At 67.8% G+C, this 14,064-nt stretch carries 13 protein-coding genes; 7 read left to right on the top strand and 6 right to left on the bottom strand.

Annotated elements, in window-relative coordinates:
- Positions 1-8 precede the first annotated feature (8 nt).
- On the top strand, positions 9-1,091 hold the full coding sequence (locus tag ABJK40_RS05045) for a saccharopine dehydrogenase C-terminal domain-containing protein (protein ID WP_348478447.1): 1,083 nt from the start codon (positions 9-11) through the stop codon (positions 1,089-1,091).
- Positions 1,092-1,096: 5 nt separating this feature from the next.
- On the opposite strand, the gene ABJK40_RS05040 is transcribed toward ABJK40_RS05045, so the two are convergent.
- From ABJK40_RS05040 to ABJK40_RS05020, 5 genes are all read right to left on the bottom strand, one after another.
- Complete coding sequence (locus ABJK40_RS05040) at positions 1,097-2,293, bottom strand: hypothetical protein (protein WP_348478448.1); 1,197 nt, start codon at positions 2,291-2,293, stop codon at positions 1,097-1,099.
- A 10-nt stretch (positions 2,294-2,303) separates the two neighbouring features.
- Positions 2,304-3,326, bottom strand: a complete 1,023-nt coding sequence (locus ABJK40_RS05035; protein ID WP_348478449.1) for a HAMP domain-containing sensor histidine kinase — start codon at positions 3,324-3,326, stop codon at positions 2,304-2,306.
- A gap of 1 nt (position 3,327) precedes the next feature.
- Entirely contained in the window at positions 3,328-4,092 is a 765-nt protein-coding gene (locus ABJK40_RS05030; protein ID WP_348478450.1) for a response regulator transcription factor, read from the bottom strand.
- Positions 4,093-4,201: 109 nt separating this feature from the next.
- Positions 4,202-5,515: a histidinol dehydrogenase gene (gene hisD, locus ABJK40_RS05025; protein WP_348478500.1), complete on the bottom strand. Its 1,314-nt coding sequence runs from the start codon at positions 5,513-5,515 to the stop codon at positions 4,202-4,204.
- Between the two features lie 81 nt (positions 5,516-5,596).
- Complete coding sequence (locus tag ABJK40_RS05020) at positions 5,597-7,045, bottom strand: sulfatase (protein ID WP_348478451.1); 1,449 nt, start codon at positions 7,043-7,045, stop codon at positions 5,597-5,599.
- Positions 7,046-7,113: 68 nt separating this feature from the next.
- Between ABJK40_RS05020 and ABJK40_RS05015 the strand changes: the two genes are divergently transcribed.
- From ABJK40_RS05015 to purB, 3 genes are all read left to right on the top strand, one after another.
- The gene (locus ABJK40_RS05015; RefSeq protein WP_348478452.1) at positions 7,114-7,617 is read left to right on the top strand and encodes a DUF4190 domain-containing protein; all 504 of its coding nucleotides are present in this window, start codon (positions 7,114-7,116) and stop codon (positions 7,615-7,617) included.
- Positions 7,618-7,832: 215 nt separating this feature from the next.
- Entirely contained in the window at positions 7,833-9,107 is a 1,275-nt protein-coding gene (locus tag ABJK40_RS05010) for an adenylosuccinate synthase (protein ID WP_348478453.1), read from the top strand.
- A 1-nt stretch (position 9,108) separates the two neighbouring features.
- Positions 9,109-10,410, top strand: a complete 1,302-nt coding sequence (gene purB / locus ABJK40_RS05005) for an adenylosuccinate lyase (RefSeq protein ID WP_348478454.1) — start codon at positions 9,109-9,111, stop codon at positions 10,408-10,410.
- Between the two features lie 67 nt (positions 10,411-10,477).
- Here purB and ABJK40_RS05000 read toward each other — a convergent pair whose 3' ends face one another.
- Positions 10,478-10,864, bottom strand: a complete 387-nt coding sequence (locus ABJK40_RS05000; RefSeq protein WP_348478455.1) for a hypothetical protein — start codon at positions 10,862-10,864, stop codon at positions 10,478-10,480.
- 66 nt (positions 10,865-10,930) lie between these two features.
- On the opposite strand from ABJK40_RS05000, the gene ABJK40_RS04995 reads away from it, so the two are divergent.
- The 3 genes from ABJK40_RS04995 to ABJK40_RS04985 are packed head-to-tail and all read left to right on the top strand — an operon-like array spanning position 10,931 to position 13,974.
- Complete coding sequence (locus tag ABJK40_RS04995) at positions 10,931-11,791, top strand: acyl-CoA thioesterase domain-containing protein (protein ID WP_348478456.1); 861 nt, start codon at positions 10,931-10,933, stop codon at positions 11,789-11,791.
- A gap of 7 nt (positions 11,792-11,798) precedes the next feature.
- A complete protein-coding gene (locus ABJK40_RS04990; RefSeq protein WP_348478458.1) occupies positions 11,799-13,337 on the top strand; it encodes an L-serine ammonia-lyase in 1,539 nt (512 codons plus the stop codon).
- Between the two features lie 58 nt (positions 13,338-13,395).
- Positions 13,396-13,974, top strand: coding sequence for an orotate phosphoribosyltransferase (locus ABJK40_RS04985; protein WP_348478459.1), 579 nt, complete (start codon positions 13,396-13,398; stop codon positions 13,972-13,974).
- The last annotated feature ends 90 nt before the right edge of the window (positions 13,975-14,064 follow it).

Raw genomic sequence — 14,064 nt, 5'->3', positions numbered from 1 at the left:
ATCGGTACATGACGGCATCCTCTCTGGAACGAATCGCAGTACTCGGACTCGGCAAGGTCGGGATGCTCGCCGCCCACCTCCTCGCCGACGCCGGCTTCGACGTCGTCGGCATCGATCAGCGCGAGATCGCCGGCGGTCCGGAGCTCGGGTCGATCGAGATCGCCGGTGGCGTGGACGTGGCGTCCGACGCACTAGACCGGCACCTCGCCGACGTCGACGCGGTGCTCTCGTGCCTGCCGTACCACCTGAACACCGCCGTGGCGGAGCGGGCCCACCGGGCGCAGATCCACTACTTCGACCTCACCGAGGACGTCCCGACGACCGATCGCATCCGCGAACTCGCCGCCACGTCGCCGCGGGTGATGGCGCCGCAGTGTGGGCTCGCACCAGGGTTCGTGGGCATCGTCGCCGCCGGACAGATCGCCACGTTCGACCGTTGTCGGTCCGTGCGGATGCGCGTCGGTGCGCTCCCCCAGCACCCGACCGGCCTCCTCGCGTATGCGTTCAACTGGTCGCCGGAGGGTGTCGTGAACGAGTACCTCAACGATTGCGAGGTGATCGAGGACGGCGAGCGCAAATGGGTGTCGCCGATGGAGTGGCACGAGACCATCCACGTGTCTGGCACGCGCCTCGAGGCGTTCACCACCTCGGGTGGACTGGGCACGATGTGCGAGACGTACCACGGCGTGGTCGAGAACCTCGACTACAAGACGATGCGCTACCCCGGGCACATGGACCTGATGAACTTCTTCTTCCACGAACTCCTGATGCGCGAGCGACGCGAGGACGCCGGCCGCATCCTGACCAACGCGAAGCCGCCGGTCGACGACGACGTGGTCTACGTGCACGTGGCGGCCGAAGGTGAACGCGACGGTCGACTCGGTCGCGCCGAGTTCGTCCGCAGCTACCTGCCCAAGGTCGTCGGCGGCATCCGCTCGACTGCGATCGCATGGACGACGGCGTCGTCGGTCGTGGCCGTCATCGAGATGGTGCGCGACGGAGCGCTCCCGTCGAGCGGCTTCATCAAACAGGAGGACGTCGACCTCGAGGCCTTCCTCGCCACCACGACCGGGTCACACTTCCTGGACTGATCGGCTCAGCCGATCTCCGCGGTGACGAGCTCGACGAGAGACGGAAGCACGGCGAGCAGTGCGTTCTCGTCGACGTCGCCACGTCCCACCGAGATCGTGACCAGCACCTCGCCGCTCAGGACGCCGGCTCCGACGGCATCGTCACCGTTGCGAAGTGAGTAGACGGTCCCGTCGGGCAACCCCTCGACTGTTGCGTCGATGTCGAACGTGCGCTCGGGACCATCGAGATCGAGGTCCTCCTGGACCCGCAGGAGGTCGTCCAACCCGTCGTTGTCCACGAGTGATGCACCGACGGACACGGAGGTGTCCTCGGCAACGAACGGGCACTGGACCTGCACGTTGGTGAACGCATTGTTTCCCTGGACGAACCCGGTCTGCTCGACGAGGTCGCGACCGTCGAGTCCGGCCTCCTCGACGAGGTCGGTGACGTCGTCGAGAGTGGCAATGGGGCACGAGTCGAACCGTTCGCCGTTCAGCAGTTCCTCACCTGCGTCACCACCGAGTTCGCGCAGCCCGTCGCGGATCGTTCCGAGATCGATCGGTGGTTCGTCGGGGCGGTCCACCGCCTCGGTGTCGCCGTACTCGGCGTCGAGGAGTTCGAGAACGGTGGTGAGGGCGGTGGCGAGATCGTCGACCTCGACGGAACCGGGGGTGTCCCGGTGGGAGACCTCGACGTTCATCTCGTCGTCGATCCACCCCAGGCGACGCGTTTCGCCGTCCACGCGCACCTCGTAGGTGCGGGAGTCGTCGATGCCGTCGATCTCGATCGGATCGACCTGCTGGTCCGGCGTGTCCGTCGTCGCCTGCGTGAACTCGATGAACTCGTCGCGATCGTTCGGGCCGCCGTTCGTGACGCTGAAGGCCACCAGCGGATGTTCGCAACGGACGGCGAACGAGCCCCACAGCCCGCTGACGGTCGAGGACATCTCCGCGTTCGTGTCCTCGACGTCACCGGCGCCGAGGATCTCGGCGTCGACGAACGCGTCGATGACGTCGTCGCCGTCGAGGACCACGCAGTCCTCCGAGGAGACGGTCTGCGCACTCCCGTCCTTCACGTCGGCACCGATCTCGTTCAGTGCAGCATCCACCGCTCCGGGATCGAATGCGACGTCGTCTCCGGACCCGCCGACACAGCCGGCGAGTGCGGCGAGGCCGGCGAGGACGGGCCACACGATTCGCGGGCGGTGCGGGAGACGGCGCATCGCCTCGAACCTAGCGAACCACCTGCTGAACGTTCGGTCGGGTGGCGAGGCGTTCGGGTGGAGAGCCGAGGTCGACGGCGGAGGTGTATCCCAACCGGAACTGTGCTGGTCGCCGACGCGTCAGTTCCAGCCGACCACCGTCGGATTCGGCGAGCCGCCGAGCGAGCGCCAGCCCCCGGCCGTGGGGTGCGTGGTGGTCGCGAGGCCGCTCGAACAGCGCAGCCACCCGGTCGTCGGCGACACCGAGACCTTCGTCCTCGATCGTGATGGTCGTTCCCTCGACGGTGATCTCCACCGTTCCCGCCCCGTGGCGGAGCGAGTTCTGGACCAGGACGTTGAAGATCTGTCCGACGAGACCACGCGTGGCGTTCACCGGAGTGGTCGGGCGGGTCTGGACGAGGATCTGGCGACGCTCTCGTTCGAAGCGCGAGCGCCAGTCGTCGATGTGGTCGTCGACGATCTCCACGAGGTCGACCCGGGACCGCTCGCCGGTGCTGCCCCGCCGGGCCACGGCGAGCAGCTCGTCGAGGGTGGCGTTCAACTCGTGGGTCTGTTCGAGCACCGCCGACGCGTCGGCGACCACCGCCGGATCGGAATGTCGTTCGAGGAGTTCGAGGCGGATCGAGATCCCGGTGAGACCGGTGCGGAGTTGGTGGGTCGCATCGGCGGTGAAACTGCGTTCGGCGTCGAGCATCCGGTCGACGCGGCTCGCGCTGAGCCGGAGGGAACGCGCGATGTCGTCGATCTCCTCGATTCCCGATGCCGCCGACGGCGCCGTGAAGTCGCCGTCGCCGACCCGACCAGCCGATCGAGCGAGTCGCTCGAGGGGCCGCGCGAGTTGGCGCGCCTGCACGGCGGCGAGTGCAGCAGCCGCGACGAGCGCGAAGAAGGAGATCACACCGATTCGCGCGAAGAGCGATCCCTGCTCGTCCACGTCGGCCGCCGAGTCCACGACGACGAAGACCGGAGCGAGGAGGACGGCCATCACGGCCACCACGACGGCGAGCGTCGACAGGACGAGTCGACGGCGCACGTCAGACGGCCTGTGCGGTCGTGGCTGTCGCCGGTGCGGGAGAGGGTTCGGGTTCGAATCGGAAGCCGACGCTGCGCACGGTGACGATCTTCGACGGCGGGTCGGTGCGGTCGAGGATCTTCCTGCGCAGCGTGGACACGTGCGTGTCGAGCGTGCGCGTCGACCCCCACCAGTTCGCGTCCCACACCGCGCTCATGATGTCCTCGCGCTTGAACGTGTGACCGGGGCGGGCCATGAGGAGGTGCAGGAGGTCGAACTCCTTGCTCGTCAACTCGACTTCCACACCGGCCACCTCGTCGGTCTCGCGATCGCCGACCACGAAGCACCGTCGGCTGGAGGGATGCAACTCGATCCCGGCACCCTGGAACGTCGCGCTGTCGGATGGGCCGGCACCGGACTGCTCGGCGATGCGCAAGCGGGCCTTGATCCGGGCGACCAGCTCGGCGAGCCGGAACGGTTTGGCGACGTAGTCGTCGGCGCCGGCTCCCAGGCCCACGATCACGTCCATCTCCTCGGCGCGTGCGGTCAACATGATGATCGGGAGCGACGGATTCGTGGTGCGCAGCCGACGGCAGACGTCGAGGCCGTCGATGTCGGGGAGCGTGAGGTCCAACAGCACGAGATCGGGGGTGGCCTCCTCGACGGCGTCGAGAGCCGCCTGGCCGGCCGCGACGTGGACGACGTCGAGGCTCTCGGCGCGCAGCACGCGGATCAGCGGTTCGCTGATCCGTTCGTCGTCCTCGACGAGGAGTACTGCCGTGCTCATGGCTTGCTGATCGGCAGATCGGCGACCCATCTTGACCGATTCGTGAGGAGCGCGCACCCGGGTGGGTGACGCCCACCCCGATGGACGCCAGCGGGTGTGCGTGTTCGGGTCAGCCCTGGCGACGGCGAAGTGCTGCCGCGTGGGCGGGAAAGCCCTCGTGCTCGGCGAGCGCGATCACCGACGGCGCCATGCGGGCGGCGGCGCGCTGGTCGGCGCGGGCGATGGCGGTCCGCTTGAGGAAGGTGTCGGCGGTGATGCCCGACGACACGTGCGCGAACCCGCTCGTGGGCAGCGATGCCGGGCAGCCGATCACGAAGTTCCCGGCGCTGAACGGGGTGTGCTGACCGATCAGGATCTCGCCGGCGTTGACCAGTCCGTCGAGCACCTCGTCCATCATCGAGTCCTCGACGACCACCTGCAGGTGCTCGGCGGCGAACTCGTTGGCGACCTCCACCGCCACGTCGAGGTCGGCGACGACGACGCATCCGCCGTTCGGGCCGAGCGACGATCGGATCGCCGCGGCGCGGATCTGGGGGAGGACGTCGATCTGGTGGATGATCTCGACCTCGACCGCATCGGCGAGAGCAGCCGACGGAGTGAGCAGCACCACGGACGAGTCGGTCCCGTGCTCGGCTTCGATCAACAGATCGGCGGCGAGCAGCGCCGGGTCGGCGGAGTCGTCGGCGATCACGAGGCTCTCGGTCGGACCGAGCAGCATCATCGTCGACAACCCGTGGCGCTGCATCTCCACCTGGGCGATGGTCACGGCCGGCGAACCCGGGCCGACGACCTTGCGGACTCGGGGGATCGACGCCGTTCCGAAACCCAGCGCTGCGATTCCGGCCGGCCCGTTCACCCGGAACACGTCGCGGACGCCGAGCTTGCGACACACCACGCGGACGGCGGGGTCGACGTCACCGGTCCCGCCCGGGATCGGTGGGACCACGAGCGCCAACTCGGGGACTCCCGCGACCACGGCGGGCACGGCGAGTTGGTAGGCGACGCTCGGATAACTGGCCTTGCCCGACGGCGTGAAGAGTCCGGCCGAGGAGATCGGGGTGATCTTCTCGCCGACCATCAGCCCGGGCTCGGACTCGATCTGCCAGTCCTGCGCCTGCTGCATCTGCGCTTCGTTGAAGTCGCGCAGGTGGGTGATCGCATCGTCGATCGAACGGTCGACGGCCTCGGACACCTCGGCGGAGTCGAGCTCGTCGTCGCTGACGCGCAGTCCGTCGGGCGCCACCTCGATGCCGTCGAACTTCGCCAAGGCGTCGCACACCGCATCGTCGCCGCGCTCGCGCACGTCCTCGATCAACTCGCCGATCGAGGCGCGCAGTGCCGGGTCGAAGATGTCGTCGAGGCCCCGGTGCATCAGCGATGCCCTCGCCTCGGTGTCCATTGCAGCCCACACCTGACGACGCATCACACTCACCCGAGCGACGCTATCTCTGCTCGTCCAGTCCGGTTTGCGTGACGCTTCCGGTTGCCGGGACGACCGAAGGTGTCACGCAAGCGGTGTGGCGGAGGGGGACGGGGTGTCGCCGACCTCCATCTGCAGCCGGGTCAACTCGGCGAACAGCTCGGCGGTGATCCCCTCGGTCCCCGGACGGCCCCAGAGGTTGTGGACCTCGAGTGGGTCGGCGACGAGGTCGAACAGTTCCCATTCGACGGGGCCGGAGGGGGGCCGTGCGCCGGGCTGGTCGAGCGGATCGTTGTAGTAGCAGATCAACTTGTGCGTACGTGTCCGGACGCCGTAGTGGGCGGGAACCGAGTGGGCGCCGTCGTTGTGCATCCAGTACCGGTAGTACATCGACGTGGGCCAGTCCTGCGGCGTGTCGCCGCGCAGCACGGGAGCGAAGGAGCGACCCTGCACGTGGGCGGGAACGTCGGCTTCCAGGTCCAGGCCCATCAGGTCGAGCAGGGTCGGGCCGAGGTCCACGTTGACGACGATGTCGTCGCCGACCGAGCCGGGGGCGATCGACGCGGGGTGACGGATCAGGAGCGGCATCGACAGGGACTCCTCGTACATCAGCCGCTTGTCGAACATGCCGTGATCGCCGAGGAAGAACCCCTGGTCGGAGGTGTAGACGACGATCGTGTCGTCGGCGAGCCCGGCGTCGTCGAGCCAGTCGAGCATGCGCCCCACGTTGTCGTCGATCGATGCGACCACCCGCAGGTAGTCCTTGATGTAGCGCTGGTAGCGCCAGTCGATCTCCTCGTCGAGGGTCATCCCGGGCGGCACCGTGGCCTTCAGGTCCGTCACCGGGTCGAGGTCCATCATCCGCATCCGGACGGCCTGGACGACCTCGGCGCGCCCGGCGAGATCGTCCCGGAAGGTGTCGGGGAAGGCGATGTCCACGTCGTCGTACATCGAGAAGTGCTTCGCGTCGGGTTCCCACGTCCGGTGCGGTGCCTTGTGGTGGCAGAACAGGGCGAACGGTCGATCGGCGTCACGCTCGTCGAGCCACCGCAGGCAGTCGTCGGTGATCAGGTCGGTGACGTAGCCGCCGCGTTCGACGATCCGTGTCCCACCGTCTCGATCCGGCTCGACGAAGACGGGGTTGTGGTAGTGGCCCTGGCCGGGGAGGATCCGCCAGCGGTCGAAGCCGGTCGGGTCGTGTGCGGCGCCGTGCCCGAGGTGCCACTTGCCGAACAGCGCCGTCTGCCACCCGGCGGATCGCAGGGCCTGGGGGAACGTCCAGAGCGTGTTGTCGAGGTGGGTGTCGAGCGTCGTGACGCCGTTGACGTGGTTGTAGGTGCCGGTGAGGATCGCGGCGCGACTCGGTGCACAGATCGAGTTCGTGCAGAACGCGGAGTCGAGCCGCATGCCGCCGGCAGCGATGCGATCGAGATGGGGCGTCGAGTTGATCCGGCTGCCGTAGGCCGAGATCGCATGTGCCGCGTGATCGTCACTCATGATGAACACCAGGTTGGGTCGCGCTCGACGTGCCATGCGTCGTTTCTACCTTCGACGACTCCGCTGCGCGGTCTCGAGGTGTCGGCCGGGGGCATGATGGAGCGATGTCGAACCTGCCACCCCCGTCCACACCGGAGCCGGGACCGTCGTACGAACCGACCTCCTCGAACCCTCCGACCGCTGCGTGGGATCAACCGACGTCGTCGCCCTCCTCGGCGCCGATCCCGCCTCCGCCACCGGGCTTCTCGAACGACTCCGGCGCACGCAACGGGGCCGGTACGGCATCGCTGGTGCTCGGGATCCTGTCCATCGTCACCGGTCTGTTCGTCATCGGCATCGTGCTCGGCATCGTCGGACTGGTCCTCGGGATCATCGGTCGCAAGCGGGCCAAGCGGGGTGAGGCGACCAACGGCGGCGCGGCGCTCGCCGGCATCATCACCAGCATCATCGGGTCACTCGTGTCGATCGCGATGATCGTGTTCGTGGTGGTCCTGCTGTCGTCGGGCAGTTTCAGCTCCCTGGTCGACTGTCTCGACGATGCAGGAGACGACCCGGTCGCGCAGGATCGTTGCGAGCGCGACTTCGAGGACGACCTCTTCGGCGGCTGATCCGCTCGGCCCCGGGCCGCGCCGCAGGACTCAGGACCGTCCGCCCGCACACCGGTGGACGTTCCGGCCGGTGCACTGCAACGCAGCACGGCACCGACATCGACTCGATCGGTGCGTCCTGCTCGAGGAGCGGCCGCGAGGTTGTCGACGCAGCCGACTAGGGTCTGACCACGTTCCAGCCAGCCAGTTCGCCCTCCATGGGCAGAGGAGCGTGCATGCCCGTCACCGTCGTCGTCGGAGCCCAGTGGGGCGATGAGGGCAAAGCCAAAGTCATCGACCTTCTGTCCAAGGAGCACACGTACGTCGTGCGCTACCAGGGCGGTCACAACGCCGGCCACACCGTCGTCGTCGACGGCGAGAAGTACGCCCTGCAACTCGTTCCGTCGGGCATCCTCTACGAGCACGTGATCCCGGTGATCGCGAACGGCGTGGTCGTCGATCTCCCGACGTTGTTCAGCGAGGTCGACATGCTCGAGTCCCGCGGCAACTCGTGTGCCGACCTGAAGGTGTCGAGTCGTGCCCATCTGATCTTCCCGTGGCACCAGGCACACGACGCGATCGCCGAGGCGATGCGCGGTGACGACAAGATCGGCACCACGCTCAAGGGCATCGGGCCCGCCTACGCAGACAAGGCGCGCCGGGTCGGGATCCGCGCCGGAGACGTGGTCGATCCACAGCGCTTCGCGACGCTGATCCGCGAACGTGCGGCAGCCGAGAACAAGCTCATTGCGGAAGCCGGTGGCGAGGAACTCGACATCGACGACATGGTCGCCCGCTACGGCGAGATGGGGGAGCGGCTGCGGCCATTCGTGTGCGACACGATCACGTTGCTGCACGACGCCCTCGCCGGCGGTTCGCACATCCTGCTCGAAGGCGCCCAGGCGACGTTCCTCGACCTCGACCACGGCACGTATCCGTACGTCACGTCGTCCAACCCGACATCGGGTGGAGCCTGCGTCGGCACGGGCCTCGGGCCGCGCGACATCGATCGCGTGGTCGGCATCACCAAGGCGTACACCACGCGGGTCGGCGCCGGTCCGTTCGTCACCGAACTGTTCGACGCCGACGGTGAGACGCTCGGCCGTGTCGGCAAGGAGTTCGGCACCGTCACCGGACGCGCCCGTCGATGCGGATGGCTCGACCTCGTGATGCTGCGTCACGCGGTGCGTCTGAACTCGCTCACCGAGTTGTCCCTCACCAAGCTCGACATCCTCGACGGGTTCGAGACCGTGAAGATCTGCACGGGCTACACCCATCGAGGGGAGCCGGTCACCGACTACCCGGACCGCTACGACGTGCTCGAGGAGATCGAGCCGGTCTACGAGGAGTTGCCGGGTTGGCAGACATCTCTGACCGAGGCGCGCGAGTCCGGAGATCTGCCCGAGCAGGCCAAGGCGTTCATCGCCGTCGTCGAACGTGAAGTCGGCATCCCCGTGCGCGTGGTCGGGGTGGGCGCCGAGCGTGACGACTACCTGATGTGGGACAGCTGACATGATCCCGCGGTACTCGACGCCGGAGATGGATGCGGTGTGGTCCGACCCGGCCCGGTTCGGACGGTGGTTGGAGGTCGAACTGCTCGCGACCGAGGGCCACGCCGCGATCGGCATCGTCCCCACCGAGGCGGCGGAGATCTGTCGGGCGAAGGCGCCCGTGTCGGACGAGGCGTTCGTCGAGCGGATCATCGAGCGAGAACGGGTCACCGACCACGACGTCGCAGCGTTCGTGGACACGGTCCAGGCCGAGATCGACGATCCCGCCGGTTCGTGGATCCACTACGGCCTCACGTCGTCCGACGTCGGTGACACCGCTCTGTGCTGGGCGATGCGCGACGCGTGTGACCTGTTGATCGAGGCGTCGACGGCGTTGCTCGAGACGCTGGTCGACATGGCCCGCGTCCACCGTGACACGGTGATGATCGGTCGCACGCACGGCATCCACGCCGAGCCCACCACGTTCGGGACGAAGGTCGCGCTCTGGGCGCTCCAGGTCGACCGGGATCGAGAGCGGTTGCGTCAGGCACGCGAGGCCGTCGCGGTGATGAAGCTGTCGGGAGCGGTCGGGACCTACTCGAACATTCCGCCCTCGGTCGAGGCGTTCGTGGGCGACGCACTCGGTCTGCGCCCGATCGCCGCCACACAGGTGGTGGCACGCGATCGCCATGCTCAGTTCCTCTATGCGTGCGCCTCGGTCGGCTCGACCTGCGAGATGATGGCAGTGGAACTGCGCCATCTCCAGCGCACCGAGGTACGTGAGGTACAAGAGGGTTTCAAGCCGGGTCAGAAGGGCTCGTCGGCGATGCCGCACAAGCGCAATCCGATCTCGGCGGAGACCATCTCGGGGCTCTCGAGGGTGCTGCGAGGAAACCTGTCAGCGGGGATGCAGGACATCGCTCTGTGGCATGAGAGAGACATCTCCCACAGTTCGGTCGAGCGGGTGATCCTGCCGGATTCGAGTCAATTGGCGTTCTATGTGATGCGCCGATTGAAGCGACTGCTCGACGGACTCGTCGTGATGCCGGAGCGAATGCGGGCCAATCTGGACGCGAGCTACGGACTCGTGTTCAGCCAACCCGTTCTGTTGTCGCTCGTGCAGGGAGGGGCGACGAGAGACGATGCATATCGCATCGTGCAGCGCAACGCGATGCGCGCGTGGGACGAAGGTCTCGATTTCCGGACGTTGCTGGAAGCCGACGACGAGGTGGACGACGACGTTCTCGACGACGCGTTCGACCTGCGTCGCAGCCTCGCCAACCTCGGACAGATCTTCGCCCAACTCGACGCCATCGTGATCTGATCACGACCCGGTCGTCACTCCGCCTCGGATCCCCACGTCGCCGGACGCGGATCGATCCGGTCGTCGATCAGGCGCTGCGCGAGATGCCGGCCCGCTTGAGCACGTTCGCTTCGACGCCCACGTCGCGCCAGCTCGCGTAGGCGATCTTCTTGCTGTCGCTGTAGCTCTTGGCCACCTCGACGAACGCCGCTTCGAGTTCGGTCATGTCGATCGTCTCGGACATGGCCGCGAGCTCGTCCTGGAGGTCTCGACGTTCCTGGACGAGCGCCAACTCCTCGATCGGGCTGGCATCGGTCATCTCGTCGTCGATCTTCGCGAGTCGCTTCTCGATCGTTTCCGGTGTGCGCTTGCGTCCGCGCTTGGGCTTCGTCGCGCGTAGTCCTTCGAGATAGTCGCGCACGACCCGGCCCTCGGCGCGGCCCTTCGCGAGAGCCGCTTTGTGAGAATCACTCATGGGTCTTTTCGTGGCCATGCCTCCACTTTATGCGCGGTTCCATTTGTTGCAATACTGTTCCTGATCGTGTTCGAATTGTCAGCTCATGGACCCGACGTTCACGTCGGTGTCGGTCCGCAGTATCCATGGGGTGGGCTGTACGGCGGACAGATCGTTGCGCAGGCACTGCGAGCGGCCGCATTCTCGGTCGACACCGACCTGTTGCCCCATTCGATTCGTGCGTATTTCATCCGACGCGGGGACGCCAGCGAACCCGTTCGCTACGAGGTGGACCGGATCCGCAACGGTCGCAGCTTCGCCACGCGACGCGTCGTCGCCCGTCAGGCGATCGGTGCGATCCTCAACGCCGAGAGCTCGTTCCAGCGTCCCGAGGACTCGACGGCGATCCAGACCGTCGACATGCCCGAGGTCCCTCCCGCCGACGTCCTCGACCAGGACTCGTGGTCGCCGTCGTTCGAGCGTGCCTACGTCCCACCCGAACGCCTCGCCGACAGTCGTCGCGACGGCGCCGGGCGTCGGGCGGCATGGATGCGGGTCACCGATCCGATCCGCAACGCCGTGGGCGGCGAGGTCGTCGACTCGGCGCCGCCTGCGAGCGCCGATGCCGGCGACGCCGGCGAGCAACTCCTGCACCGCTGCTGGCTCGCCTTCCTGTCCGACGACCTCCCGACCGACGCCGTGCTCGGCTCGCACCCCGACGCCGGGGACCCGGAGTTCGAGGAGCACCGTTTCACGGCGAGCCTCGATCACACCGTGTGGTTCCATCGTCCGATCGACGTGTCGCAGTGGCACCTCCACGACTTCACCTGCCTGCACCTGGTCGGAGGGCGTGGGCTCGCGGTCGGCCACGTGTTCACCGCCGAGGGCGTGCACACGGCGACGATCGCCCAGGAGGTCCTGGTACGCGACCGGCGTGGGCGAGACTGATGGGGACATGACCTCGACCAACGACGAATCGGGCGCCGGGCCCCGTGGCGAACCCGGCGCGTCCGGTTCCCTCCACGATTCCGTCGGCCCGATCAGCGTGTTCGACATGCTGAAGGTCGGCGTCGGCCCGTCGAGCTCTCACACGCTCGGACCCTGGCGTGCGGCGCTGCACTTCGTCGACCGCCTGCGGCGCGAGGGCGTGTCGGAGCAGATCACGTCGATCGAGGTCCGGTTCTTCGGGTCGCTCGCGAAGACCGGACGGGGTCATGGCACCGGGATCGCAGCGATGATGGGGCTGTCCGGCCACGACCCCGAGACGTGTGACGTCGGCATCGTCCAGCGGCTCGGCCCCGACGTGCTCGCAGGTGGCGTCCTGTCCCTCGGCGGAACCCACGAGGTGTCGTTCGTTCGTGATCGAGACATCGTCTTCGACGCCGGGACGACCCTTCCCGAGCATCCGAACGCCATGCGATTCACGGCGGTCGACTCCGGTGGCGCAACGATCGTCCAGACATCGTTCTCGATCGGCGGCGGCTTCGTCGAGCACGCCGCCGATGCCGGCACACACCCGTCGACGACCGATGGGGTCGCCGACCCCACCCGCCTGCAGCGCGGCGTCGTGTGTGCGGCCGATCTCGCACGGTGGTGCGAGGAGGGCGACTGTTCGATCGCCGACGTCGTCCGCGCCAACGAGCGGTCGTGGCGCTTCGACTCCGCGATCGATGCCGACCTGTTGCGGATCCGCGACGTGATGCGCGACTGCATGTTCCGCGGCGTGTCGACCACGGGCACGCTGCCAGGCGGCCTCGACGTGGCGCGCCGCGCCGCTGCGCTGCACCAGTCGCTCTCGGGTGACGCCACCCGGTTCGCCGATTCCGCCTCCTGGTTCGAGACGCTCCGTCGGTCGTCGCTCGGGTTCGGCGACACGGTGCAACTCGTGAGCTGTCTCGCGCTCGCCGTGAACGAGGAGAACGCAGCCTTCGGTCGGGTCGTCACGGCGCCGACGAACGGGGCAGCCGGGGTGATTCCGGCCGTGCTCTTCCATCACCTGGCGAGCCTCGATGCCGACGAGTGGACTCCCGAGGACCTCGATGCCGAGTCGGTGAAGTTCCTGCTGGTCGCTGCCGAGATCGGCTCGATCTTCAAGAAGGGCGCCACCATCTCCGCCGCGATGGGCGGCTGTCAGGCCGAGATCGGAGTGTCCTCTGCGATGGCGGCTGCCGCGCTGACCGAGTGTTGCGGTGGCACCGTGGCCCAGTCGCTGATGGCGGCGGAGATCGCCATGGAGCATCATCTCGGGCTCACCTGCGATCCCATCGGCGGGCTCGTGCAGGTGCCGTGCATCGAGCGCAATGCGATGGGGGCGATGAAGGCGATCTCGGCGTCGCACCTCGCCCGTGCGAGTGATCCGACTCTCGCTCGCGTGTCGCTCGACGACGTCATCGAGACGATGTGGGCCACCGCCCAGGACATGCACACCGACTACAAGGAGACCGCCGAGGGTGGCCTCGCCACCCGCATCCCGGTCAGCGTCGTCGAGTGTTGAACCGGTCCGTCCGGCGCGACTCGGCGAGCACACGGCCGACCGGTAGCTTGCGCAAGCGATGAGCGACCGCGCGGAACTGAGTCCCACACTGGAGCGACTGCGGGCACATGTCGTCGAGCACTCGGTCAAGACGGGTGCCTTCGTCCTCAAGTCCGGTGCGACGAGCAACTGGTTCCTCGACGCCAAGCAGACCGCATGTCGCTCCGAGGGGATCATCGCCGTGACCGATGCGCTCGTGGAGGTGATGGGAGACGACCTCGACGGGATCGACGCGATCGGCGGCCTCACGCTGGGCGCCGACCCGATGGCCTACGGCGTCGCGGCGGTGCTCGGCACCCGTGGTCGTCACCTGCGGAGCTTCAGCGTGCGCAAGGAGCCGAAGGCGGGGGGCATCACGGGCCGCATCGCCGGTGCACTGCAACCGGGCGACCGCGTGCTCGTCACCGAGGACACCACGACGCGCGGGACGTCGCTGATCGAGGCGGTCGACCAGATCGTCGAGTACGGCGCCGAGCCGGTGTTCATGAGCGTCATCGTCGATCGCGGCGGTACGTGCGCGGCCATGGCGGCCGAACGCGGCATCGGGTACCGACCGCTGCTCACCGCACCCGACCTCGGCTTCGACTTCGGGACCTGAGATCGGGGTGACAGGGCGGCGGAGTCGCCGGCCGCCCAGCGACGCCTCTTTCGTGGCGCCGACGACGTCGGGCTACGTTCTGTACTCCCG

The sequence above is a fragment of the Ilumatobacter sp. genome (assembly GCF_039969435.1).
Classification (GTDB): Bacteria; Actinomycetota; Acidimicrobiia; order Acidimicrobiales; family Ilumatobacteraceae; genus Ilumatobacter_A.
This window is presented reverse-complemented; position numbering and strand designations above follow the sequence as displayed.

Bases quoted from the DNA above. Each gene is read 5' to 3' on its own strand.
- ABJK40_RS04985 (WP_348478459.1), top strand. From the start codon at position 13,396: ATGAGCGACCGCGCGGAACTGAGTCCCACACTGGAGCGACTGCGGGCA.
- ABJK40_RS05015 (WP_348478452.1), top strand. From the start codon at position 7,114: ATGTCGAACCTGCCACCCCCGTCCACACCGGAGCCGGGACCGTCGTAC.
- ABJK40_RS05010 (WP_348478453.1), top strand. From the start codon at position 7,833: ATGCCCGTCACCGTCGTCGTCGGAGCCCAGTGGGGCGATGAGGGCAAA.
- purB (WP_348478454.1), top strand. From the start codon at position 9,109: ATGATCCCGCGGTACTCGACGCCGGAGATGGATGCGGTGTGGTCCGAC.
- ABJK40_RS05020 (WP_348478451.1), bottom strand. From the start codon at position 7,045: ATGGCACGTCGAGCGCGACCCAACCTGGTGTTCATCATGAGTGACGAT.
- ABJK40_RS05045 (WP_348478447.1), top strand. From the start codon at position 9: ATGACGGCATCCTCTCTGGAACGAATCGCAGTACTCGGACTCGGCAAG.
- ABJK40_RS05040 (WP_348478448.1), bottom strand. From the start codon at position 2,293: ATGCGCCGTCTCCCGCACCGCCCGCGAATCGTGTGGCCCGTCCTCGCC.
- hisD (WP_348478500.1), bottom strand. From the start codon at position 5,515: ATGCGTCGTCAGGTGTGGGCTGCAATGGACACCGAGGCGAGGGCATCG.
- ABJK40_RS04990 (WP_348478458.1), top strand. From the start codon at position 11,799: ATGACCTCGACCAACGACGAATCGGGCGCCGGGCCCCGTGGCGAACCC.
- ABJK40_RS05030 (WP_348478450.1), bottom strand. From the start codon at position 4,092: ATGAGCACGGCAGTACTCCTCGTCGAGGACGACGAACGGATCAGCGAA.
- ABJK40_RS05000 (WP_348478455.1), bottom strand. From the start codon at position 10,864: ATGAGTGATTCTCACAAAGCGGCTCTCGCGAAGGGCCGCGCCGAGGGC.